At 63.8% G+C, this 22,522-nt stretch carries 20 protein-coding genes; 9 read left to right on the plus strand and 11 right to left on the minus strand.

Going from position 1 to position 22,522, the window contains the following annotated elements; all coding sequences use genetic code 11:
* Positions 1-25: 25 nt before the first annotated feature.
* Together LOZ77_RS06275 and LOZ77_RS06280 are read right to left on the minus strand one after the other, a co-directional pair.
* Positions 26-2,542 (minus strand): penicillin-binding protein 1A, encoded by a 2,517-nt coding sequence (locus tag LOZ77_RS06275; RefSeq protein WP_230281322.1) that lies wholly within the window; start codon positions 2,540-2,542, stop codon positions 26-28.
* Between the two features lie 89 nt (positions 2,543-2,631).
* Entirely contained in the window at positions 2,632-3,534 is a 903-nt protein-coding gene (locus LOZ77_RS06280; RefSeq protein ID WP_230281323.1) for an N-acetylmuramoyl-L-alanine amidase, read from the minus strand.
* 678 nt (positions 3,535-4,212) lie between these two features.
* Here LOZ77_RS06280 and LOZ77_RS06285 point away from each other — a divergent pair.
* Positions 4,213-6,999: a ribonuclease E/G gene (locus tag LOZ77_RS06285; protein WP_230281324.1), complete on the plus strand. Its 2,787-nt coding sequence runs from the start codon at positions 4,213-4,215 to the stop codon at positions 6,997-6,999.
* Positions 7,000-7,062: 63 nt separating this feature from the next.
* Here LOZ77_RS06285 and LOZ77_RS06290 read toward each other — a convergent pair whose 3' ends face one another.
* Entirely contained in the window at positions 7,063-7,791 is a 729-nt protein-coding gene (locus LOZ77_RS06290) for an SDR family NAD(P)-dependent oxidoreductase (RefSeq protein ID WP_230281325.1), read from the minus strand.
* Positions 7,788-8,570 (minus strand): nucleotidyltransferase family protein, encoded by a 783-nt coding sequence (locus LOZ77_RS06295; protein WP_230281326.1) that lies wholly within the window; start codon positions 8,568-8,570, stop codon positions 7,788-7,790. Before LOZ77_RS06295 ends, LOZ77_RS06290 begins: the two co-directional genes overlap by 4 nt.
* Before the next feature lie 79 nt (positions 8,571-8,649).
* Between LOZ77_RS06295 and LOZ77_RS06300 the strand changes: the two genes are divergently transcribed.
* Positions 8,650-9,822: a CDP-alcohol phosphatidyltransferase family protein gene (locus LOZ77_RS06300; protein ID WP_230281327.1), complete on the plus strand. Its 1,173-nt coding sequence runs from the start codon at positions 8,650-8,652 to the stop codon at positions 9,820-9,822.
* Between the two features lie 13 nt (positions 9,823-9,835).
* Complete coding sequence (locus LOZ77_RS06305; protein ID WP_230281328.1) at positions 9,836-10,264, plus strand: HIT family protein; 429 nt, start codon at positions 9,836-9,838, stop codon at positions 10,262-10,264.
* Positions 10,265-10,318: 54 nt separating this feature from the next.
* Here the strand turns inward: LOZ77_RS06305 and LOZ77_RS06310 are convergent, their stop codons facing one another.
* Positions 10,319-11,068 carry a sugar phosphate nucleotidyltransferase gene (locus LOZ77_RS06310; protein WP_230281329.1) on the minus strand — a complete coding sequence of 250 codons (750 nt, stop codon included), beginning with the start codon at positions 11,066-11,068 and terminating at the stop codon, positions 10,319-10,321.
* A 112-nt stretch (positions 11,069-11,180) separates the two neighbouring features.
* Here LOZ77_RS06310 and LOZ77_RS06315 point away from each other — a divergent pair, with 112 nt between their 5' ends.
* The 5 genes from LOZ77_RS06315 (at position 11,181) to LOZ77_RS06335 (ending at position 15,885) form a co-directional block, all read left to right on the plus strand.
* The gene (locus LOZ77_RS06315) at positions 11,181-12,548 is read left to right on the plus strand and encodes a lipopolysaccharide biosynthesis protein (protein ID WP_230281330.1); all 1,368 of its coding nucleotides are present in this window, start codon (positions 11,181-11,183) and stop codon (positions 12,546-12,548) included.
* Positions 12,549-12,694: 146 nt separating this feature from the next.
* Entirely contained in the window at positions 12,695-13,480 is a 786-nt protein-coding gene (locus LOZ77_RS06320; RefSeq protein ID WP_230281331.1) for a succinate dehydrogenase iron-sulfur subunit, read from the plus strand.
* 5 nt (positions 13,481-13,485) lie between these two features.
* Positions 13,486-13,929, plus strand: a complete 444-nt coding sequence (locus LOZ77_RS06325) for a PaaI family thioesterase (protein WP_230281332.1) — start codon at positions 13,486-13,488, stop codon at positions 13,927-13,929.
* Between the two features lie 4 nt (positions 13,930-13,933).
* Positions 13,934-15,049, plus strand: coding sequence for a cell division protein ZapE (gene zapE / locus LOZ77_RS06330; RefSeq protein ID WP_230281333.1), 1,116 nt, complete (start codon positions 13,934-13,936; stop codon positions 15,047-15,049).
* A 137-nt stretch (positions 15,050-15,186) separates the two neighbouring features.
* Positions 15,187-15,885 (plus strand): pirin family protein, encoded by a 699-nt coding sequence (locus LOZ77_RS06335; protein ID WP_230281334.1) that lies wholly within the window; start codon positions 15,187-15,189, stop codon positions 15,883-15,885.
* On the opposite strand, the gene LOZ77_RS06340 is transcribed toward LOZ77_RS06335, so the two are convergent.
* Together LOZ77_RS06340 and LOZ77_RS06345 are read right to left on the minus strand one after the other, a co-directional pair.
* Entirely contained in the window at positions 15,882-17,105 is a 1,224-nt protein-coding gene (locus LOZ77_RS06340; protein WP_230281335.1) for a pyridoxal-dependent decarboxylase, exosortase A system-associated, read from the minus strand. The two genes, LOZ77_RS06335 and LOZ77_RS06340, sit on opposite strands and share 4 nt — an antisense overlap.
* Entirely contained in the window at positions 17,102-18,640 is a 1,539-nt protein-coding gene (locus LOZ77_RS06345) for an acyl-CoA ligase (AMP-forming), exosortase A system-associated (RefSeq protein ID WP_230281336.1), read from the minus strand. Before LOZ77_RS06345 ends, LOZ77_RS06340 begins: the two co-directional genes overlap by 4 nt.
* A gap of 77 nt (positions 18,641-18,717) precedes the next feature.
* Here LOZ77_RS06345 and LOZ77_RS06350 point away from each other — a divergent pair, with 77 nt between their 5' ends.
* Positions 18,718-18,999 (plus strand): acyl carrier protein, encoded by a 282-nt coding sequence (locus LOZ77_RS06350; RefSeq protein WP_230281337.1) that lies wholly within the window; start codon positions 18,718-18,720, stop codon positions 18,997-18,999.
* A gap of 6 nt (positions 19,000-19,005) precedes the next feature.
* Here the strand turns inward: LOZ77_RS06350 and trxB are convergent, their stop codons facing one another.
* From trxB to LOZ77_RS06370, 4 genes are all read right to left on the minus strand, one after another.
* Positions 19,006-19,971, minus strand: coding sequence for a thioredoxin-disulfide reductase (trxB, locus tag LOZ77_RS06355; RefSeq protein ID WP_230281338.1), 966 nt, complete (start codon positions 19,969-19,971; stop codon positions 19,006-19,008).
* A gap of 93 nt (positions 19,972-20,064) precedes the next feature.
* Positions 20,065-20,517 carry a cupin domain-containing protein gene (locus LOZ77_RS06360; RefSeq protein ID WP_230281339.1) on the minus strand — a complete coding sequence of 151 codons (453 nt, stop codon included), beginning with the start codon at positions 20,515-20,517 and terminating at the stop codon, positions 20,065-20,067.
* Between the two features lies 1 nt (position 20,518).
* A complete protein-coding gene (locus LOZ77_RS06365) occupies positions 20,519-21,238 on the minus strand; it encodes a M23 family metallopeptidase (protein WP_230281340.1) in 720 nt (239 codons plus the stop codon).
* Complete coding sequence (locus tag LOZ77_RS06370) at positions 21,235-22,476, minus strand: L,D-transpeptidase family protein (protein WP_230281341.1); 1,242 nt, start codon at positions 22,474-22,476, stop codon at positions 21,235-21,237. The genes LOZ77_RS06365 and LOZ77_RS06370 overlap by 4 nt, the downstream gene beginning before the upstream one ends.
* Between the last annotated feature and the right edge of the window lie 46 nt (positions 22,477-22,522).

Here is a 22,522-nt window from a genome sequence, read left to right on the forward strand (position 1 = left end):
TTCCCCCTTAATCCAGCCGAACAGATCAGTAAATGCCGCCCTGATCTTCGAGGAAAGTATCGTCGATGCCGACCGTGTCATTGCTGATCGCGGCGCGGCTTTCGGCACGTGCCGCGCGGATCGCCGCCAGTGCCGCCATGCGCTTTTCTTCCAGCGTCTGCCGGTCGAGCGAACGACGCGGTTCGGTATCGGGCTTGAACGCTTCCCAAATGGTCGCGGGCGTATATTCGGTCAGCGATGGCCAGCCTTCGAACACGCGCTTGCCGCTGCGGCGGTCGATGCGGACCATGCGAATGCCGTCGGGCGCCTGAACCGGCGTGGTCGGCCAGCGCGCCTTGGTATCCTGAATGAGCTGCTTGACGATGGGCGCGGCGGTATTGCCGCCCTGCACCCAGCCGCCCAGATTGCGCGGCGTATCGAATCCAAGATAAACGCCTGCGACCAGATCGGCCGATCCGCCCATGAACCATGCGTTGGTCGGGCCCGATGTCGTGCCCGTCTTGCCGAACAGCGGCAGGCCCAGATCGCGCAGCCGCGTCGCCGTGCCGCGCTGGACCACGCCTTCCAGCATATGGACCACCTGATAGGCGGTGCCCGCATCCATCACCTGCTTGCCCCCTTCGGCAAGGCGCGGCATGGATTTGCCGTCCCATTCGTCCTGATTGCAGCGGGCGCAGCGGCGCTTGTCGGCGCGCCAGATCACCTTGCCATTCTTGTCCTGCACGTAATCGATGACCGAAGCCTGATACTGCCGCCCGTGATTGGCGAGCGCGCTATAGGCGTTCACCATTTGCAGCACCGTCGTATCGCCCGCGCCCAGCGCAAAAGCGAGATAGGGGTCATAACTTCCGATGCCGACACGCTCGAACGTGCCGATCACATTGTTCATGCCCGAATCATTGGCGATATGGACGGTCATCAGATTGCGCGACTGCTCCAGCCCCCAGCGCATCGTCTGTTCGCCCGCGCCGCGGGTGCCGCCGAAATTGCGGAAACATTTCTCGCCCAGCCGCGCACCCTGATAGACGCAGAACGGCCCGTCGGTGACCAGCGTCGCGGGCGTCATCCCCTGATCGAGGCCGGTCGCATAGACGAAGGGCTTGATCGTCGAACCCGGCTGCCGTTCCGCCTGCGTGGCGCGGTTGAAGCTGCCAAGCCGCGAATCGAATCCGCCCTGCATGGCGAGCACGCGGCCCGTCTGCGGGTTCTGCACGACCAGACCGCCCGACACCTCGGGAATGGTGCGCACGCGCCAGCCGCTGCCGTCGGGCGACGCGACAATCACATCGCCCGCCTTCAACGCATCGGGCAGATTGCCCAGCGGGAAGGTTTCGCCGTCGCTGAAACCGATCCGCGCGTCAGAGCCGCTGCGTTCGGTGACCACGCCCACGCGCCAGTCCTGATAATCGACCGCAAGGTTCGATACGATCAGCTGCGTCTGCCAGTTCTGGTCCATGTCGATCTTTGCGATCGGGCCGGTCCAGCCACGCGTTCCGTGATAGCGCATCAGTCCCGCGCGCAGCGCCTTGCGCGCGGCATGCTGCATTTCCATGTCGAGCGAGGTGCGCACCCATAGCCCGCCGGCGTACACCGAATTCGGCCCGTCTTCGGCCTTTTCGCCATAGGCGTCGAGCAGGCGGCGGCGCACTTCCTCGATGAAATAGCCGCCCGCCGGATCATAGCCCTCGCGGCGACGCTCCACGAGGCCGAGCGGCATCGCCTTGGCCGCATCCGCCTCTGCCCGCGATGCCCAGCCATTGTCGACCATCTGGTCCAGCACGTAATTGCGCCGTTCGATCGCCATGTCGCGGTAACGCGCACGGCCATAGCGTTCGGGCGCCTTGGGCAGGATCGCCAGAAACGCCGTCTCGTGCAGGTCCAGCTCGTTCACATCCTTGTCGAAATAGGCACGCGCGGCTGCCTGTACGCCAAAGCTTTGCCGGCCAAGCGGAATTTCGTTGAGATACAGCTCGAGGATCTGCTCCTTGGTCAGCACGCCTTCGATGCGCTGGGCCAGGATCATTTCCTTCAGCTTGCGGGTGACCGAATATTCGTCGCCCACAAGGATATTCTTGGCCACCTGCTGCGTGATCGTCGACCCGCCCTTGGCGCGTTCGCCCGACCCCAGCTTGGACACATAATCGACGACCGCACCGGCCAGACCGCCGACATCGACGCCGCCATGGCTCCAGAATGTCTTGTCCTCGGCCGACAGGAACGCATCCTGCAATTGCTTGGGAAAATCGACATAGCGCAATTGCACGCGCCGTTCGCGGGCATAGCTGTTCACGATCTCGCCATCCGCGCCGCGCACCATGGTCGGCAACGCGGGTTGATAGGTAAGCAGGCGATCGGCCGACGGCAGCCCCGTGCCCAGCCATGCATAGCCGCCCACGAACAGCAGCAAGCCTGCCGCAACCAGCACCGCCAGCACCTTGAACAGGCGGCTTTCGCGCCACCGGCGCGTAAAACCGGCCCAAAACGCGGCAAATGCGGCGCCAGTGCGTCCGGTTATGGTCTGGAATTGCTCGGTCAGGCTCATGATCGGGGCGGCACTAGCATGGGGTTCGCGCAAGAGAAAAGACGAAAGGGCATGACGATACGATGAATAGGGCGATGCATGGGGATAAGCTAACGCCCTGGCGCCAGTAATCCGGCAGTGATCGCGTCGGCCAGCGCCGTCACGATGGCGGCACGCCCTTCCTCGCTGCTGACCCGGGCGGCATCGTCGGGATTGCTGATATAGCCTGCCTCGAACAACAGCGATGGCATGCGCGCGGACCGCAGCACTACCAGATTGGCGCCGCGCCGGAACTTCCCGTGAACCGGCATCGCGGCCCTCACCCGCATTTCCAGCCGGTCCGCGATGCGGGCCGAGGCAAGGTTCGTCTCGCGCCGCGCCAGTTCGGCCAGCACCGCCTCGACATCGCCCAGCCCGGCATCGTCCGCGGTTCCGTCGCCGTCCGTCTCATTGAAATCGCGCGCCAATGCCAACGCCTCGGCATCGCTGGCACGGGCGGACAGCACATAGATATTGGCCCCCTGCGCTTCCTCGACCGGAGCGCTATCGGCGTGGATCGACAGGAACAGGTCAGGCTCCAGCGATTCCGCCAGTTCCACCCGCGCTTCCAGCGGCAGGAAACGGTCGTCCTCTCGCGTCAGGGCAACGCGCACCGCGCCAAGCTCCAGCAACCTTTCGCGCAGGGCGAGCGCGATGGGCAGGATCACGTCCTTTTCGCGAATGCCGCTGGGGCCGGTCGCGCCCGGGTCGAACCCGCCATGACCCGCATCGATCACGACCAGCGGCGCTTCATCGCCCGCGCGTCCCGCGCTGATGCGCGGCAAGGCCGCCGTGCGCGATTCGGGCAATGCCATCGACAGCACCGCCTCCCCCCGTCCGTCCGCCGGGAAAATCACCGCCAGAACCAGCCCCAGAACGCCGCCCGAAAGCAGCGACCCCGCCGCCAACAGCGCCGCGCGCGCCTTCCGGCCCGCCGTTGTGGCTTCCTCCAATTGCAGAACCGGCTGTTCCATGGATCAACCGCTTGCCCGTCCGGTCCGCGCCGGACAAGCCCGCCATATGGAATATCGCCCCTGTTTTGCCCGGTTTCCGACTGCGGATACGCCGGTGAACCGGCGCGCCAACCGGATCGCGTGCGCGAACGATCTAACTGTACGATGGCTTTTTATTGCCGAACCGCCGGACCGGTGCTAGCGTGCCTTTCGTCGGGTGGATCGGATATCCGGCGCATCGCAAGTCGGCCACCATGGCCGACGGTTCCTGATGGGAACCGACGAGCGCCAGTGTCCCGTCCTCTATCTTCCGACATTTGGCGCGATACCGCCGGAGCGAGCAGACTGCCGATCGATCGGCCTGCCCCATCGCATCCCGCGTAGCGCGCATCCCGGATCAAACCGGGACCGGATTGGAATTGGTGGATATGGCCAGGAAGACAATGAATGCGGCGACCACCCTGCCTTGCAGGGCCGCTCGCACCGTCGTCTTTGCTTCACACGCGCCTGACCGTTTCGCTTCAATATTTTCGCCGCCGGTATCGCGCAGCCATGCGCGCCCTGCCGGCTATTCGCTTTTCGCGCCGGACAACGGAATCAAAACCGCACGATCCGCGCGCGCCTTACTGAAATGTCGCGCCCGATTGCCCCACCGTCCCTTGCGGCCGGCGGGCGGTTCGCGCGTCTGGAGAATCATAAATGACCACGCGCATGCTCATCGATGCGCGCCACCCGGAAGAAACGCGGGTGGCGGTGCTAAAAGGCAACCGGATTGAAGAATTCGACTTTGAGTCGGCAGAACACAAGCAGATCAAGGGTAATATCTATCTGGCAAAGGTGACGAGGGTCGAACCCTCGTTGCAGGCTGCGTTCGTCGATTTCGGCGGCAACCGGCACGGCTTCCTTGCCTTTAACGAAATTCACCCCGACTATTACCAGATCCCCAAGGAAGACCGCGACGCCCTGCTCGCGGCCGAGGCCGAGCACGCCGAGGAAGAGGCCCGCCTGCGCGCCGAGGACGAGGACGCCGACGACAGCTCCGAGGACGGTGACGAGGGCAGCGACGCGCTGGCCGAGGAACTGGCCGGCGACGATGGCGTCGAAGACGTAAGCGACGAAGAATCGGACGAAGTCGCCACGATCGAGGATGGCGCGGTTTCGGGCGACGACGATTCGGATGACGACGACAACGGCGAAGAAAGCGCCGAAGACGGGAGTGGCGGCGAAGAAGGCAACAGCCGCTCGCGCGGTCGTGGCCGCGGTCGCGGACGCCGGCAGGGCAAGGGTGGCGGCACCCGCTCCAAGGCTGCCGACGAAGCGCGCGCCAAGCGTCTTGCGCTGCGCCGCAAGTACAAGATCCAGGACGTCATCCAGCGCCGTCAGGTATTGCTGGTGCAGGTCGTCAAGGAAGAGCGCGGGAACAAGGGCGCAGCCCTTACCACCTATCTTTCGCTGGCGGGCCGCTATTGCGTGCTGATGCCCAATTCCAGTCATGGCGGCGGCATCTCGCGCAAGATCAGCAGCGCGGCCGACCGCAAGCGTCTGAAGCAGATCGTGGCCGAGATGAGCCTGCCCAAATCGATGGGCTGCATCGTGCGAACCGCAGGGCTTCAGCGCACCAAGACCGAGATCAAGCGCGACTTCGACTATCTGGCACGCCTGTGGGACGAGATCCGCGAAAACACGATGAAGTCCAGCGCTCCGGCGCTGATCCATTCGGACAGCGATCTGATCAAGCGCGCGATCCGCGACATTTATAACCGCGAGATCGAGGAAGTCGTGGTCGAGGGGCCGGAAGGCTATAAATCGGCCAAGGAATTCATGAAATTGCTGATGCCCAGCCATGCACGGCGGGTAAAGCAATATGCCGACCCCGTGCCGCTGTTCCAGCGCTATGGAGCCGAGGATCAGCTTTCGGCCATGTACGACCCTGTCGTCCAGCTGAAATCGGGCGGCTATCTGGTGATCAACCCGACAGAGGCGCTGGTGTCGATCGACATCAACTCTGGCCGTTCCACCAAGGAACACGGGATCGAGGCGACCGCGCTTCACACCAATATGGAAGCGGCCAGGGAAATCGCCCGCCAGTTGCGCCTGCGCGACATGGCAGGTCTGGTCGTGATCGACTTTATCGACATGGAGCACAACAGCTCTATCCGTAAGGTCGAGAAGTGCATGAAAGAGGCGCTGAAGAACGACCGCGCCCGTATTCAGGTCGGCCGCATCTCGGGCTTTGGCCTGATGGAGATGAGCCGCCAGCGCCTGCGCACCGGCGTTCTGGAAGCGACCACGCGCACCTGTCCGCATTGCGACGGTTCGGGGCTTGTCCGCACGGCATCGAGCGCAGGCCTGTCGGCGCTGCGTCTGATCGAGGACGAGGCTGCCAAGGGCAAGGGGTCGATCATCACCCTGCACGCCAGCACCGAAGCGGCGGTCTATTTGCTGAACGCCAAGCGCGCCGATCTGCAAGAGATCGAGGATCGCTATGCCGTCAGCGTCGAAGTCCTGCCCGAGGGTGAGGACGAAGGCGCGAAGATGCGCGTCGGATCGTCGGGCCCGCGCCCGACCGGCGTGCCCAAGTTCGAAGTCATCGTCGACGAGGAAGACGATTACCTGCCCGAAGACGACGACGATCAGGACGAGACCGAGAACCGCGACAACCGTTCGGGCGAGGACGAGGACGGTCAGACCCGCCGCAAGCGTCGCCGCCGTCGTGGCGGTCGCCGCAAGCGTGGCCGCGGCCGCGAGGATGGCGAGCAGAACGGCGAACAGCAGTCCGACGGCGACGACGATGCATCCGACGATGCCGAAGGCGAAGAGCAGGACGCGAATGAAGATCAGGGCAGCGACCATGGCGCGACGGGCGAGGACGAAGCCGCGCCCAAGAAACGCCGCCGCCGCCGCCGTAAATCGAGCCGCGACACCGAAAACGGTGAAAGCGAAAGCGACGCTACGATCGAAAGCGTGGAGCCTGAGGCTGCACCCGACGCGGTAGAGGCACCGGCAGAGATCGAAGCGCCGGCAGATGTCGAAGCACCGGCAGAAGCGGAAGCAGCCGTGGAAGAGCCGGTGGCCGAAGAAAAGCCCAAGCGCCGCCGCGCACCACGCCGCAAGAAGGCGGATGCAGAAGCTGAAGCCAGTGCCGCGCCCGCAGAATCGGCTCCGGCAGAAGCCGAAACGGAAGCCCCGGAAGAAGCCAAGACCGAAGAAAAGCCGAAGAAGCCCCGCGCCCGCCGGAAGAAGAAGGTTGAGGAAGAAGCCCCCGCAGCAGCGGGCGCCGAATCCGCCCAAGGTGAGCCTTCTGAGCCTGCACCCTCGGCGGCACCCGAACCGGCGGCCGAGGAAGCACCTGTTGCGGCCAATGATGCGGCACAGCAGGCCGAACCGGCCGGTGAAGCGCCCGCCAACGACGGCGGCGACGATGCCGACGAAGGCTCGGGCGGTGCGCCGCGCAGGGGTTGGTGGCAACGGACCTTTGGCAACTGATCAAGCGAAAGGCCGCCCCCCGCCGGGGCGGCCTTTTTCGGGGCAGCTAGCTATAGCGGATGGCTAGTACGGAACCGGCTGACCGTCCCATGCGAAAAAGCCGCCGCTGTCTTTTGCGTCCAGACCGTCGATCACATCGATCAGGCATTGTGCCGAATGATCGGCGCTGAACAGCTTTCCATCGGGCACATTGCCGCTGAAAGGCGCGGAGAGCGCGGTTTCGACCGTGCCGGGATGCAATGACACCGCCAGCGCTCCCTTGTTGCGCCGCCACAACTCTATCGCGAAATTGCGCATGATCTGGTTCAACGCTGCCTTTGATGCACGATAGGAATGCCAGCCGCCCAGCCGGTTGTCGGAAATCGACCCCACCCGGGCCGAGATCGCCGCGAATACGGGCCGCCCTTCTGCCCTTAGCAATTCGATGAAATGCTTGCCGATCAGCGCGGGACCGATGGCGTTGATCCGGAACACGTCCGCCATGGCCGCCGCGTCGATGGCGCGCCAGCTCTTTTCCGGAGCAATATCCGGCTCTCGGTGCAACAGCCCGGTGGCGACGATGACCAGATCGAGCGGCCCTTCGGCCCCGATCGACGCAGCGGCAACGGCCATGCTGTCCTCGTCACCAAGGTCGATCGTCACGGCCACGCATTTAGTCCCCGCCGCAATCTTGCCCACATCGCGCGCGGCGGCGTAAACGGTCGCCACATCGCTGCGCGCCGCCAGAATGCGCACCAGCGCCGCGCCAATCCCACCCGAGGCGCCGACGACAAGGCAGCGCTTGCCGTTCATACACTTGCAACCCTGCGCGCCAGCAATTGCCGCGCCAGCACCAGATCGTCCGCCTTGTCGACATCGACCGCCGCCTCGCCATCGCGCGCGGCGACGACCTCCGCCGCTATGCCGTTGCGCTTGCCAAGGCGGCGAACCCCGTCAGCCAGGGTCAGCCTGCCCAAGCCATAGCTGACCAATGTGCCCAGCCCCAACCGGCCGACGATACGCCATGGCCGCTTGCGGTCTGCCTCCACCGAACTCCACAGCTGCAGCGCCCTGGCCGCCCCCGCGCCGTTCAGCAGGAACAGATTGCAGCCAGACCAGTCGCCATCGGCAAATCGCAGCCATGTCCGCTTTGTATCGGGGACCGCCTTTTCCACCTCGCCCCGTTCGGCCAGCAGGATGGCCACATCACAATGCGCAGGCGCATCATGGGTGAAATCGCGCACCCATTCGGGCCGCAGCAGCGCATGATCGGACGTCGTGACCAGCAAGGGCGCGCCCGACAATTCGAAGACGCGCGCGACGCTGCCGCTGGGGCCTGTGGCGGGCGGCACGACGATCATGCCCAGCCCTTGGGCCAGTGCCACCACGCCGTCATCCGACGCGGAGACATATATCCGGTCATACCCCGCCTGCACCAACGCAGCGTGCACCCGTTCCAGCATGGTGTGCCCGTCAATACGGATCAGCGCCTTGTGGCTCACGCCTTGCGACAGGGCCAGCAGATCGGGTTCGGGTCGCGAACCGGCAAGGATCAGGGCGCTGGCCGCAGGAGCTTGGGTGCTTTCTTCCATGCCCCCGCCTTAGACGCTGGCGCCGCGCCGCTGCAATCTCCGTTGCGCAGCGGCGCTGCCGGAATTAGGGGAACGGAGGATGACAGAGAACACGACCGCCGTCGCCGCCGCGCCAATCGCGATTGAAAGCGTCGGAGAGAACCCGACCCCGATCTGGGGCCTGACCAATCGCGAACGCACGCGGCGCATTGCCGTCGCCAGCGGGCTTGCTCCCGATATGCAGAGCCCCGGTGCGCCGAACCCGGTCGCATCAAGCGGGACAAGGGTGATCGTGCATGATGCCTTTGCATGGGACCCTGCATGGCTGCGCCATATTGCCGCCAATCCGGGACTGGTGCTGACCATGGGTCACGTTCCGGCCATTGCCCATGCGCGCAATGACGAAGAAGCCGAGGCGATCCGCAAGTCGATCCGCGAGGACAAGCCGCTTGTGCCCGGCAATCTGACCGTGCTCGCCTATGAAAACGGCCCCACGATCGAGAACAAGCAATTGCGCAAGCGCGAGACTCCCTTCGTGATGGCGCTGTTCCCCGACACGGTGCGCAAGATCGAACGGGCCAGCTATTTCGGTGCCTATAAGGGCGTAACCGATATCCTCACCAAATATCTCTGGCCCGAATGGGCACTGGTGATCACGCGCATCTGCGCCAAATTCGGCATTACGCCCAATATGGTGACCGCGGTGGGCGCAATCCTGTGTGTCTATGCCACGTTCCTGTTTGCGTGGGGCCAATACTGGGCCGGCATGGCGGTCGGGCTGGGCTTCATGGTGCTCGACACCGTGGACGGCAAGCTGGCGCGCTGCACCATTACCTCAAGCTGGTGGGGCAATATTTTCGACCACGGCATCGATCTGGTCCACCCGCCTTTCTGGTGGTGGTTCTGGGCCACGGGACTGGTGCATTGGGGCCTCGAACTGTCGCCGCAGGCTTTCAACTCCGTGATGATCGCGATCATCGGCGGCTATGTGCTGCAGCGCGTGATCGAGGGTATATTCATGCGCCGCAACGGGCAGATGCATATCCATGTCTGGCGTCGTTTCGATTCGCGGTTCCGCCTGATCACGGCGCGGCGCAATCCCAATATGGTGATCCTGCTGGTATCGATGATCTTTGGCCGTCCAGATTTCGGCATTGTCGCCGTGGCGTGGTGGACAGTGATTTCCTGCGCGATCCACGCCGTGCGCCTGTTGCAGGCAGAAGTCGTACGCACGCGCGACGGCGGGCTGACAAGCTGGCTGTCCGAGGGCTGAGGAGGACATCGCTGTGAACGAGACAATGCGCAAGTTCGGCTATCCCGCGACTCTGGTAGCGGAATTCGACCATTGGGCAGTGCTGCTCCGCCCTGCCCAGCCGACTCTGGGCAGTCTGGTGCTTGCCGTGAAATCCGATGCCACCGCCCTGTCGGACCTGCCTGCGGAGGCCCATGCCGAAATGCACCAGGCCAGCCGCGCGATCGAACGGGCGCTGGCCGCTTTTACCGGCTATGCCAAAATCAACTATCTGATGCTGATGATGGTTGACCCGCATGTCCATTCGCACGTCATCCCCCGATACAAGGGTACGCGCACCTTCGGCGGGCTGGAATTCACGGATGCCGGCTGGCCAAGGCTGCCCGATCTGGGCAGCGCGGTGGCGCTGGACGATGCGCAGATTGCGGCCATCGTCTCAGCGCTGAAACCGCATTTCACCTAAAGCCGGACCAAATCAGGCGGGCTGTTCGACCCCCGCTGGATCGACCCGCCGGTTTTACCAGCGGCGGGTCAGCTCGGTCGCGTTTTCGATATCGGTCAGGAAATCGACTTCGGCCCATTCCGAACCCGTAATGGTGCAAGTGCCGACCTGACCGGTTCCGGCGATCATGTCGATCACCTTCAGATACCAGTGTTCCACCCCGTCCCGCTCGCGCATTTTCTGGCGCACGGATTCGCGGAACAATTCGACGCCATCGCCGCGAAAGGCAAGGAAGCCGATCGATTCGCAATTGGTCTCTTCCGCAGTCAGCGTCTTGCCGATGTGGACCAGCCTGCCGTTCGGCTCGCGCAGCACTTTCATGTCGTCGCTGTCATAGGCGGGCTTTTCATCGACGGTGACGGCAATCGGCCAATCCCCGTCGGGCCCTTGCGCGCCCTGCTGCACCTTTTTCACGATCTCTTCGGATACCAGCGTATCGCCGTTCAGGATCATGAAGTCGTCCTTCATCAAATGGCGGACGATCCAGCACGAACCCAGATTGTCGGCTACCTTGAAAAACGGGTTGAAATGGCATTTGATCTCGACCCGCAGATCGTTGATCTGCGACAGCGCATATTCCACCTCGTCCGTTTTGAAGCCGGTGACAACATCGATTTTCTTGACGCCGCCGCGGGCCAGCATCTCGATCTGCCATTCAATCAGGGTGCGCCCCGAAAAATCGATAAGGCATTTGGGGCGTTCGGCGGTCAGCGGCAGCAGGCGCGAACCCTGTCCGGCGCTGAGCAATATGGCATGTTCGATCATGGCCAGCCATGTAGTGCCAACACCGGCCATCCGCAATCCGGCTTGCGAAAGCCCGTGAGTTCCCGCCCGCACCCGCTTGCCTAGCGGTCCGTGATCGGCCAAGCACCTCGATATGAAGCGTAAACGCCCTGCCGCTGCTGAGGATCGTTCGCTGCTCGGGCGCATGCTGGCCAATCTGGGCTGGCTGATCGGCGGCAAGGGATTCGGTGCGATCTGCTCGCTGATCTATCTGGCGATCCTGACGCGGACGCTGGGGCTGAAGGATTTCGGCCATTTCTCGCTGATATTCGGCACATCGCAGGCGCTGATCGCGGTCGCGGGGTTCCAGACATGGCGCGTCGTGGTGCGTTTTGGCGCCGAACATGTGCATCACAAGAACTGGGAAGCCTTCGGACGGCTTGGAATGCTGGCAGGCGTGCTGGATATTTGCGGCGCGCTGGTCGGCTGCGGCATCGCCTATCTGGCGTTTTTCCAGTTCGCCGGCGCGCTGGGACTGAACCCCGAACTGATCGATCTGGCATTCTGGTTCAATGTCGCCTCGCTCTGGGCGCTGGTATCAGCCCCCACCGGTATCGTCCGCGCGCTCGACCGGTTCGATGTCGCCGTTTATGTCGAGGCCATCGTTCCACTGGGCCGGCTGCTGGCTGCATTGGCGATATGGCTGACGGGCCCCAGCCTGACCCGTTTTCTGATCGCATGGGCCGCCATCGATATTCTGGAGGCACTGCTTTACTGGATCATGGCTCGCAGGCTGTGCCCGCAGGCGATCCGCCTGTCGCATCTCAAGGATTTCACGGGCGCGCTGCGCGATAATCCGGGCGTGATCCGCTTTTTCTTCATCACCTTCTGCTCCGCAACTCTGGAAGCGGCATATCGCAACGGGCCGTTGCTGGCGGTCGGCTATCTGGTCGGCACGCGCGCGGCCGGACTTTATCGCCTCGCGCAGCAACTGGCACAGGGGCTGGCCAAGCTGTCGACCCTGCTGGCGCGCGCCGCCTATGCCGAAATCGCACGGGCGCGGGTCGCGTCCAAGCTGGATGAATTCCGCAAGCTGATCCGCCAGACCAGCGTACTCGCCGGTGCGGGCAGCGCCATCGTGGTGCTGATCGTGCTGGTCGCAGGCGGCCTGCTGCTGGAGATTCTGGGAGGCGAACAATTCGCGGCGGGCAAACCGATCCTGATCGCGCTGGTCGTGGGCGCCAGTTTCGAACTGGCAAGCGTGGCCTTTGAACCCATGCTCGATTCGACCGGCAGGGCGAAACTCTCGCTTACCGCGCGGGCACTGGCCGTGGCGGCGACCGCTGCGGGCGTGTTCGCCTTTGCCACCTCGGGCGGGGCCGAAGGCGTGGCATGGGGAGTCGCGCTGGGCGGTGCGGTGCATTATCTGGCCATGGGCGGCATGGCGTGGCTGGTGCTGCGCAGCCTTGTCCGCGCGGACCGGCGCGAGAGCGAAATGGTGCAGCGCGGGGGCAACGCTTGAACCGCAGGGCGGGTATTGGCACAAAAGAACTGCAATCCACCGCTTGTGCAGCGCGGCAAGCTTGGCTAACCCGCAGCGCAGACAGGGGCCTTTGCGCATATCCGGCGTAAGAGAGGGCGGCCCCGCAGAACGGAAAAGCGACGATTATGGCGACCTTTACCCTTCCCAAGAACAGCAAGATCACCGGCAAAAGCCAGACGCATGGTTCGGCTACTGGCGGGAAGGTGAAGAAGTTCAAGGTCTATCGCTATGATCCGGACAGCGGGGAGAACCCGCGCTACGACATCTTCGACATCGATCTGGATGAATGCGGCCCCATGGTGCTGGACGCGATCATCAAGATGAAGAACGAGATGGACCCGACGCTCACCTTCCGCCGGTCCTGCCGCGAAGGGATTTGCGGGTCCTGCGCCATGAATATCAACGGGCGCAACGGCCTTGCCTGCACCACCGCGATCGAGGATTGCGGTTCGGGCGAGATCCGCATCACCCCGCTGCCGCATATGGATGTGATCAAGGACCTCGTCCCCGATTTCACCCATTTCTATGCGCAATATGCCTCGATCCGTCCGTGGCTGCAGACCGTGACCCCTGCTCCGTCGGGCAAGGAACGCCTGCAGTCGCCCGAAGACCGCAACAAGCTGGACGGTCTGTACGAATGCATTCTGTGCGCATGCTGTTCGACCGCATGCCCCAGCTATTGGTGGAATTCGGACAAGTTCCTCGGCCCTGCCATCCTGCTTCAGGCCTATCGCTGGCTGGCCGACAGCCGCGACGAGATGACCGGCGAGCGTCTCGATGAGCTGGAAGACCCTTTCCGCCTCTATCGCTGCCACACGATCATGAATTGCGCCAATGTCTGCCCCAAGGGGCTGTCGCCCGCAAAGGCCATCGCCGAAATCAAGAAGATGGAAGCCGAACGACTGGTCTGACCGAGGTGACAAAGGGCGTATCGTTCGCTCCGTCCGACGAGTATCCGGGCTGGACCGACTGGATCATCGGAGAGCGTGGCGAATTCAATCGCCACGTCTTTGGCCATATGCTGTCGCGGCTGGACGATCCGGCTACCGCGCGCATCCGTATCTTTCCCGATCAGACCCATGCCAATAACAATGGCGTTGTCCACGGCGGGGCGATACTGGCGCTGATCGATATGGCGATCTATCCCGCCACCATACTGATAACCGGCAATACCGACCTGAATGTCGTAACGGTCGATCTGCATACGCAGTTTATCACGCCGGGGGGCTTTTCCGCCCCAATCGACGCGGTGATTACATTGACTCAGGAAACGGGCCGCATGTGTTTTACCCGCGGCACTTTGCTACAGGACGACAAGGTGATCGCCACCTTCAACGCCCTGCAGCGCAAGATCGGGTAACGATTTGACCGGCCTGATTGCCCGATACGAAGAATTGCTGGCCCACGGCGAACTCCGCCCTGACGGGGAGCAGCGCGCCGCGATCCATCGCCTTGCCGCTTTGCAGGGCGAGCTGGAAGCCGAACCAGCCAGACAGGGCTTTTTCGCTCGGCTAAAGGGCGCCAAACCCCCTCGCCCGCGCGGCATTTACATGTGGGGCGATGTCGGGCGCGGAAAATCCGTGATGATGGACCTGTTTCACGACACGCTGGCGATCGGCGCCAAGCGGCGCGTGCATTTCCACGAATTCATGCTGGAAGTCGACCAGCGCCTGCGCGAAGAGCGCAAGAAAGAGGCGGGCGATCCCGTCGCCCCCGTCGCGCGCCAGATGGCAGAGGGCATCCGCTGCCTGTGCTTCGACGAGATGGTGGTCAAGAACACGGCCGATGCCATGATCATGAGCCGGCTCTTCACCGCGCTGATCCGCGACGAAGGCGTTACTGTCGTCACCACGTCGAATCGCCCGCCCCGCGATCTGTACAAGGATGGGATCAATCGCGGACTGTTCATGCCCTTCATCGATCTGATCGAGGGAGAGCTGGATACGCTGACGCTTAATGGCCCCACCGATTACCGGCTGGAACGACTGGGCGGCATGGACGTGTGGTATTCACCCACCGGTCCCGAAGCCACCGCCAAAGCGCGCGAGGCGTTTTTTCGTCTGACCGATTACCCGCCCGAAGATGCCGAGCATGTAACCGGATGCGATCTGAAAGTGGGGGAACAGCGCACCATATGGGTGCCCAAAAGCCTGAAGGGTGTTGCCGTATTCTCGTTCAAACGCCTGTGCGCCCAGCCCCGCGGGTCAAGCGATTTTCTGGCCATTGCCCGCCATTACCATTCGGTCATTGTCGTCGGCATCCCAGTCATGGGGCCCGACATGCGGAACGAAGCGGCGCGCTTCGTCACGCTGATCGACGCGCTTTATGAAAACGGAGTTAAGTTGATCGCCACAGCCGATGCCGAACCGATGCAACTTTACCCTTCGGGCGACGGAGCATTCGAATTCGGCCGCACGGTCAGCAGGCTGATGGAAATGCAATCCGCCGATTACCTCGCACGCGGCCACGGCGAGCAATAGAGGCACGCACCACTCAGGACCAACGTCAGGGCAGGCACAAATCTGTGCCTTCTTGAAGCTGCTCGCGAAGCTGCCATCTCACCACCATACCGGCGGCCCCGCAGCCTGCGGGCAACCCCGCCGATGTGAGAATGACCATGATCGAAATTCGCCCTTTCGACCGGCTTGGCAAGTCCAATCACGGCTGGCTCGACACGAGTTTTCATTTCAGCTTTTCCGGCTATCACGATCCCGACCGCATGGGCTGGGGCCAGTTGCGCGTGTGGAACGACGACTGGATCAAGGCGCAAAGCGGCTTTCCGCCCCATCCGCACCGCGACATGGAAATCGTGACTTTTGTCCGAAGCGGCGCGATCAGCCATCGCGACAGCCTTGGCAATCAGGGCCGCACCGCGGCAGGCGACGTTCAGGTGATGAGCGCGGGCACCGGCATTACCCATGCCGAGTATAATCTGGAGAGCGAGGACACCACGCTTTTCCAGATCTGGATCATGCCCGACAAGACCGGCGAAGCGCCCGGCTGGGGCCAGCGCGAATTCCCGCGCGGCGACCGTGCCGGTTCGTGGGTCACCGTCGCCAGCGGCGAGCCGGAAAAGGACAATGCATTGCCCTTGCGCGCCGATGCGCGGGTGCTGGCCGCGACTTTGAAGGCAGGCGACACGCTGGACCTGCCGCTAGAGGCTTCGCGCTATTACTACACCGTGCCGGTGGGCGGCGCGGTGGTGGCCAACGGGCACGAGGCGCAGGAACGCGACGGCATTGCGGTGACGGGAGAGGAGCTGCTGACCATCACCGCGAAGGACGATGTGGAACTGCTGCTGGTCGATACACGCTAAACCAGCAATTCGCGCGCGGGGCCGTGGCCCAGAAAGGCCGACGGGCTGGCACTGGCGCCATAGGCTCCCGCGCAGAAAATCGCGACAAGGTCGCCCGCACGGATTTCCGGCAGGGCGACCTTGTTCGCCAACAGGTCGAGCGGCGTGCACAGCCGTCCGACGATTGTCTGTTCGCTTTCCATCGCGGCTTCGCCGAACCGGTTGGCCACGGCCACCGGATAGTTGCGCCGCACCACCGTTCCGAAATTGCCCGAAGCCGCCAGCTGGTGATGCAGCCCGCCATCGGTGACGGCAAAAATCTCGCCATGACTGCGCTTCACATCAATAACGCGGGTCAGGTAAACCCCCGCCTCCCCCACCAGATAACGACCGAGTTCGATGGCGAACTGCGTCTCCGCCAAACGGTCGGGCAGCGCGCGAAACGCATCGTCCAGCGCCGCGCCGACTTGCGCGAGATCCAGCGGCGTGTCGCCGGGGAAATAGGGGATGCCGAAACCGCCCCCCAGATTGCAATGCGGCACATCGACGCCCGCCTGTTCCGCCAGATCGCCCGCCAGCGCAAGGGTCGCTGCCTGCGTTGCGATCACGGCGTCGGCATCCAGCGCCTGACTGCCCGCATAGATGTGAAATCCGCGCCACTGCGCGCCGCTGTGCGCAATTTCGCGCGCCAGAGGCGGCACAAGTTCGGCATCCACGCCGAACGGCTTGGCTCCGCCGCCCATTTTCATGCCCGAACCCTTGATGTCGAAAACGGGGTTCACACGGATCGCCAGACGCGGCGCGACCCCCAGCCGCTCGCCAATCGCCAAGGCGCGGCGGATTTCGGCAGCGGATTCGGTATTCAGCGTGACGCCCGCCGCAATCGCGGCTTCCAGTTCGCCGTCGTCCTTTCCCGGCCCCGCAAAGCTGATCCGGCCCGCCGCCATGCCCGCCTCCAGTGCCAGCCGCAGCTCTCCGCCCGAGGCAATGTCGAAGCCGTCGACAAGCCCCGCCATATGCGCCAGCAGCGGGGGAAAAGGATTGGCCTTCATCGCGTAATGCACGGCCAGCCGTTCGGGCATGGCGGCGCGCAGATCAGCGACGCGAGCGTCCAGCATGGCGCGATCATAGACGAACAGCGGCGTGCCTTTTGCCGCCAGATCGCCGGTCTTTTGGCCGCCAATCGCCAGTTCGCCATCGATGCTGGCGAAACCCGCCGGCACTGGGCCCATCGGCTTCATTGCGATCCCTCCAGTTCGCGTTTCAATCCTGCGCGGTCCAGCTTGCCCGTCGCACCGCGCGGCAATTCGTCACGCCAATGCACCTGCTGCGGCAGCATATAGGCCGGCAATTCGCGCCGCATGGCCGCGATCAGCGGATCGGTCGGCGCTTTATCGTCGCCCAACGCACCGCACGCAACCAGATGCAGCACTTGCCCCATTTTCGCATCGGGCAGGCCCAGCGCGACACATTCCGCGACCAGACCCGTCGCCATGGCCGCATCCTCCACTTCCTGCGGGCTGATGCGCTGGCCCAGCACCTTGATCATCGCATCGCGCCGCCCCACAAAATAGAGCAGACCCTGCTCGTCACGCACCACGCGGTCGCCCGACCAGACAGCGGTTCCGCCATAGTCGGACCATGCGGGCGCCGGGCGAAAGCGTTCACGCGTGCGTTCGGGGTCTTGCCAATACCCTTGCGCCACGAATGGGCCGGCATGAACCAGTTCGCCTTCCTCGCCGGCCCTGGCAGGCAGGCCTTCGTCGCTGACCACCATGATCTCGACATGCGGCACCGCCTTGCCGAACGATGTGGGATGACTGTCGATCAGATCGGGGTTCAGATAGGCCGACCGGAACGCCTCGGTCAGGCCATACATCGCAAACAGGCGCGCATCGGGGAATTGCGCGCGCAGGCGGCGGACCAGCACTTCACCCAGCGCGCCGCCTGTGTTGGTAAGCCGTTTCAAGGGCGCGACCGCCGCGGCGGGCCACTCCTGCTCCAGCAATTGCCCCCATAGCGGCGGCACGGCCGCCAATGTCGTGATCCGCTGCGCCTCGACCGCTTTGACCACTTCGCGCGGCAGCAGATAGTCGATCGGCACGACCGCGCCGCCCGCATACCATGTCGATAGCAGCTGGTTCTGCCCGTAATCGAAGGCGAGCGGCAGGACCGCCAGAACGCGGTCTTCGGGGGTGACGGCCAGATATTCGGCCACGCTTTCCGCGCCCAGCCACATATTCGCATGGCTCAGCATCACGCCCTTGGGCTTGCCGGTCGAACCGCTGGTATAAAGGATCGCCGCCAGCGCATCGGGATCGGCTGCCGAGGGCGGCAGCGGCGTGCACGCCTCCGCTTCCTCCATCACTGCCTTTTCGTCCAGCGCCGCACAGTCCGCCGCCAGATCGTCGCCATGCAGCGCGCCCAGACGACCGCTATTGGCGATCAGCAGACGCGCGCCGCTGTCGGCAATGATGTGACGCACCTGCGCGCGTTTCAGCACCGGATTCACCGGCACATGCACCAGCCCCGCCCTGGGAGCGGCAAGAGGCATCAGGCAGGCCAGCAGGCCCTTGCCCGCCCAGCTTGCCACTCGCGCGCCGCTCTGCCAGCCCTGCGACGCGGCGCGTGCGGCCAGCCATGCGGCCAGCCTGCCGGTCCATAGCTCCAGTGCGGCATAGTCCAGCACACGGTCTTTCAGGACCAGTGCGGGCGCAACGCCAGCACCGCGCAACGGCAGGTGATCGAGCGGTTTGGGAAAGGCGGGACGGGTCATCGAAGGCACGATAGCATCCACCGTCGATGTCGCCACGCTTGCTTCGCGTTTTATCAAAAGCTAACCCCCGCCCCGTCATGACCGATGCCATCCCGCCCGCGACCGAATCGAGCGACGCAAAGCTGCGCACCATTCTGGTCGATGTTCTCGCTCTGGAAGAAGAGCGCGTTTCCGCCTTTGACGATGACACCGAGCTGTTCGGCGCTATCCCCGAACTCGATTCGCAAGCCGTGATGGGCCTGCTGACCGAGATCGAGGATCGCTTCGGCTTTATCATCGACGATGACGACGTCGACGGCGAGATGCTGGAAACCTATGGCGCGCTATTGCGCTTTGTCATGGCGCGCCGTCCGGAATAACGCTGGTCAGGCGTCCGCCGTCTCGGCCTTGGCGAAATCCAGCGTGCCGAGGAAGCGTTCGGCATCCAGCGCCGCCATGCATCCGGTGCCCGCCGCGGTCACCGCCTGACGATAGGTGTGGTCCATAACGTCGCCGCAAGCGAACACGCCGGGCACGGCGGTCTTGGGCGTGCCCGCTTCGACCACCAGATAGCCGCTGTCGTCCATGTCCAGCTGGCCCTTGAACAATTCGGTCGCAGGCGCATGGCCGATGGCGACAAAGGCGCCCTGCGTTTCGAAACGCGATTCCTCACCCGTAACCGTATCTTTCAGGCGCAGGGCATTCAGCCCGCCCTCGTCACCCAGAAATTCCTCGACCGTCTTATTCCACAGCACGCTGATCTTGGGATTGGCGAGCAGTCGATCTTCGAGAATCTTTTCCGAACGCAGCTCGTCGCGGCGATGGATCAGGGTAACGTCATCGGAATGGTTGGTAAGGTAAAGCGCTTCTTCGACAGCGGTATTGCCGCCGCCGATGACCACGACCTTCTTGCCGCGATAGAAGAACCCGTCGCAGGTGGCGCAGGCCGACACGCCCTTGCCCGAATACTTCTGCTCACCCTCTACGCCCAGCCATTTCGCCTGCGCGCCGGTGGCGATCACCAGAACGTCGCCGATATATTCGTCGCCGCTGTCGCCCACCGCCCTGAACGGCGAACCGCCCGCGATATCGACCGACAGGATCGTGTCCCACATCATGCGCGTTCCGACATGTTCGGCCTGCGCCTGCATCTCCTGCATCAGCCACGGCCCCTGAATCACATCGCGGAAACCGGGATAATTCTCCACATCGGTGGTGATGGTCAGCTGGCCGCCGGGTTGCAGCCCCTGCACCACGATCGGTTCCATCCCAGCGCGCGCGCCATAGATCGCGGCGGACAGGCCCGCCGGGCCAGAGCCGATGATGAGCATGCGAGTTTTATGGGTGGTCATGGTCGGGTTCCCGTCAAAAGATGCGCCAAGGCTGTATCGGGCCACGATCTAGGCAAACGGACCAGCAATGCAATGGCCAGACGGGGATAGGATTTATTGCGTCCCCAGATAGCTGCCCTTAGGCTGCCATCCGGGCGCGGCAAGGTCGAAGCCGGCAAATTCAAACCCCGGCGCAACGATACAGCTGACCAGCACCCAACCGTGCGCCGCTTGGGCGGCCTGCCATTCACGCGGGCGATAGAGATGCTGCACCTGCTGCCCCGCCGCCACATCGCTGCCCAGAATCACATCAGGCAGCCGCTCCTCCCCCTCATCGCCGCGCGCGATTGACAGGGTCAGCGGCGCGCCTGCGTTGAAGATCCACATTTCCGATGCATCGATCCGGTGCCAGTGCGATTTCTGCCCCTGCTCCAACAGGAACAGGATCGCGCTGGCATGGCCGCGCTCCAGTGCGGCAGAGGGCTGCCGCCATGTTTCGCGATACCAGCCGCCTTCGGGATGGGGCTGCAATTGCAGGCTGGCGATCAGATCGGCCGCGTCCGCCATCTCAACGCTGCCCCGCCAGCAGCGGATAGGGATTGACGGCTGCACCCTCGTGCCATTGCTCGCCGGGGGCCATGGCCATGACCGCAAAATGCAGATGCGGCGCTGCGGGATCGGCGTTACCGGTGGCCCCCACGCTGGCAATGCGCTGCCCCGCCCTTACCGCCTGCCCCTCGGCCAGACCGGGTGCATAGGATTGCAAATGGGCGTAGTAATATATCCAGTTCCCGTCGCCCGACCGGATATAGACCGTCTTCCCGCCCTCGTCAGAGGTGAAGAGTTTTTCCACTGATCCCGATGCCGCCGCCATGACCGGCGTGCCCACCGGCGCCATGATGTCGATCGCATCGTGATGCCGCGCGCCTGCTGCGCGCGAATCGGTAAATGTATCGGTCAGCCGGTCGGCAGTTACGCCCGCGACCGGCACGATCAGATTGGCACCCGGGGCAAGCGGTTGCGGAACCGGCTCCCCGCCGCCGTCAGACATTTGCGGGTTCCCGTCCGATTGCGCCTCTGCCGCAGCCATGACGGGTGTCGCCCCGTCAGGCCGGTCCCACAACCAGCCGACGAAAAATCCGCCGATGACCAGCCACGCCAGCGATGTAAAACCCATGGTCGTCAACACGATCCGCACATCGCGTCCGAATCTGCCACGCGGTTTGGCGGTCGGTGCGGATGGGGGCGCTGGCGCGGCTGCTGGCGGGGCGGTCACCGGTTCGGTCATGACTGGAAATGCACCTCCGTCGATTGCGACACCATTTGCGCCAGCCGCGCAGCATCCCAATTGGTCAGCCGCACACAGCCATGGCTTTGCGCCCTGCCTATCGTCTGCGGCTCGGGCGTTCCGTGGATACCATAATGCTCTTTCGAAAGGTCGATCCAGACCACGCCGACGGGACCGTTGGGTCCGGGGGGCAATTGCTGCTTCTCCTCGCTGTCGGGCACATCCCAGAACAGCGCGGGATCATAGGCAAAGGGCGGGTTATAGGCCGTGCCGAGTATCTTCCATTCGCCGATCGGCAGCGGATCATGCTCCGATCCGCTGCTGACGGTGAACGCACCGATGATCCTGCCACCCTCGTCAAAGGCGATCAGCGTATCGTCGGACTTGTCGACAACGATGCGCGCCGCCTTTGGCTGGTCGCTGCCGACACCCAGATCGCGCAATGTATCGCGCCATGTGGCGTCCAGATCGACGCTGGCGTCGATAAAATCCGCACCGATATTGGGCACGCGGATCTTCTGGCCTGCAGTGAAATGGCTGGCGGGCCCGGACGTGGTATTGCCGCCGGGGGCTGAACCGGCCGCAGCACTGCTCGCCTGCGCCCCATCGCCGGAGGAATTCAGCATTTTCAGCACATCGACGGTGGTGTGGAAGCGTTCGGCCAGCTTTTCGTCCAGCGATTCATATCCCATCCGGCTCAATTCCGCCTGCTCTGTCGGATCGTCGGGCAGCTTTTCGAACCGGCCAACGGCGAATTCGGCCGGAATGGTCACGAACCGCGTGGCGGGCACGGCTTTGGCACCCGAAGGCGTCGATGTGGGTATCTCGGCTTGTTGACCGCTTTCGACCGCAGTGCTGCCCAGCAAGGCGGCGCGCGTCGCATCGTCCAGACTTCCGCTTTCCGGCAGCCCGTTGGCCTGCTGGAACGCCCGCAGCGCGTTTTCGGTGCTCAGTCCCATCTCTCCGTCGATCACGCCGGGAGAGAAGCCCATGCGGTCGAGGATGACTTGCGCCTGCATGACGGGCCGCTCTTGGGTATCGGCCAGCGCGTCGGGGACCGCAGCCTCGTTATCGCGGCTGCGCATGGCATCGGCGTAATTGCTGTCGGCTTCGGGTGCCTCGGAAGCCTGCTGCTGCGCGGGTTCATCCGCCGAACCGCAAGCGGCGAGAGCCAGCGCGAGCGCAAACGGCGCCGCGATTGTGGCGACCTTCGTATATATGGGCGATCGTTTGGGCATTATCTTCCCTTCTTATGTCGTTTCATCGCCTTAACGGCTGGAAACG

Source organism: Croceicoccus sp. Ery15, assembly GCF_020985305.1.
Taxonomy (GTDB): Bacteria; Pseudomonadota; Alphaproteobacteria; order Sphingomonadales; family Sphingomonadaceae; genus Croceicoccus.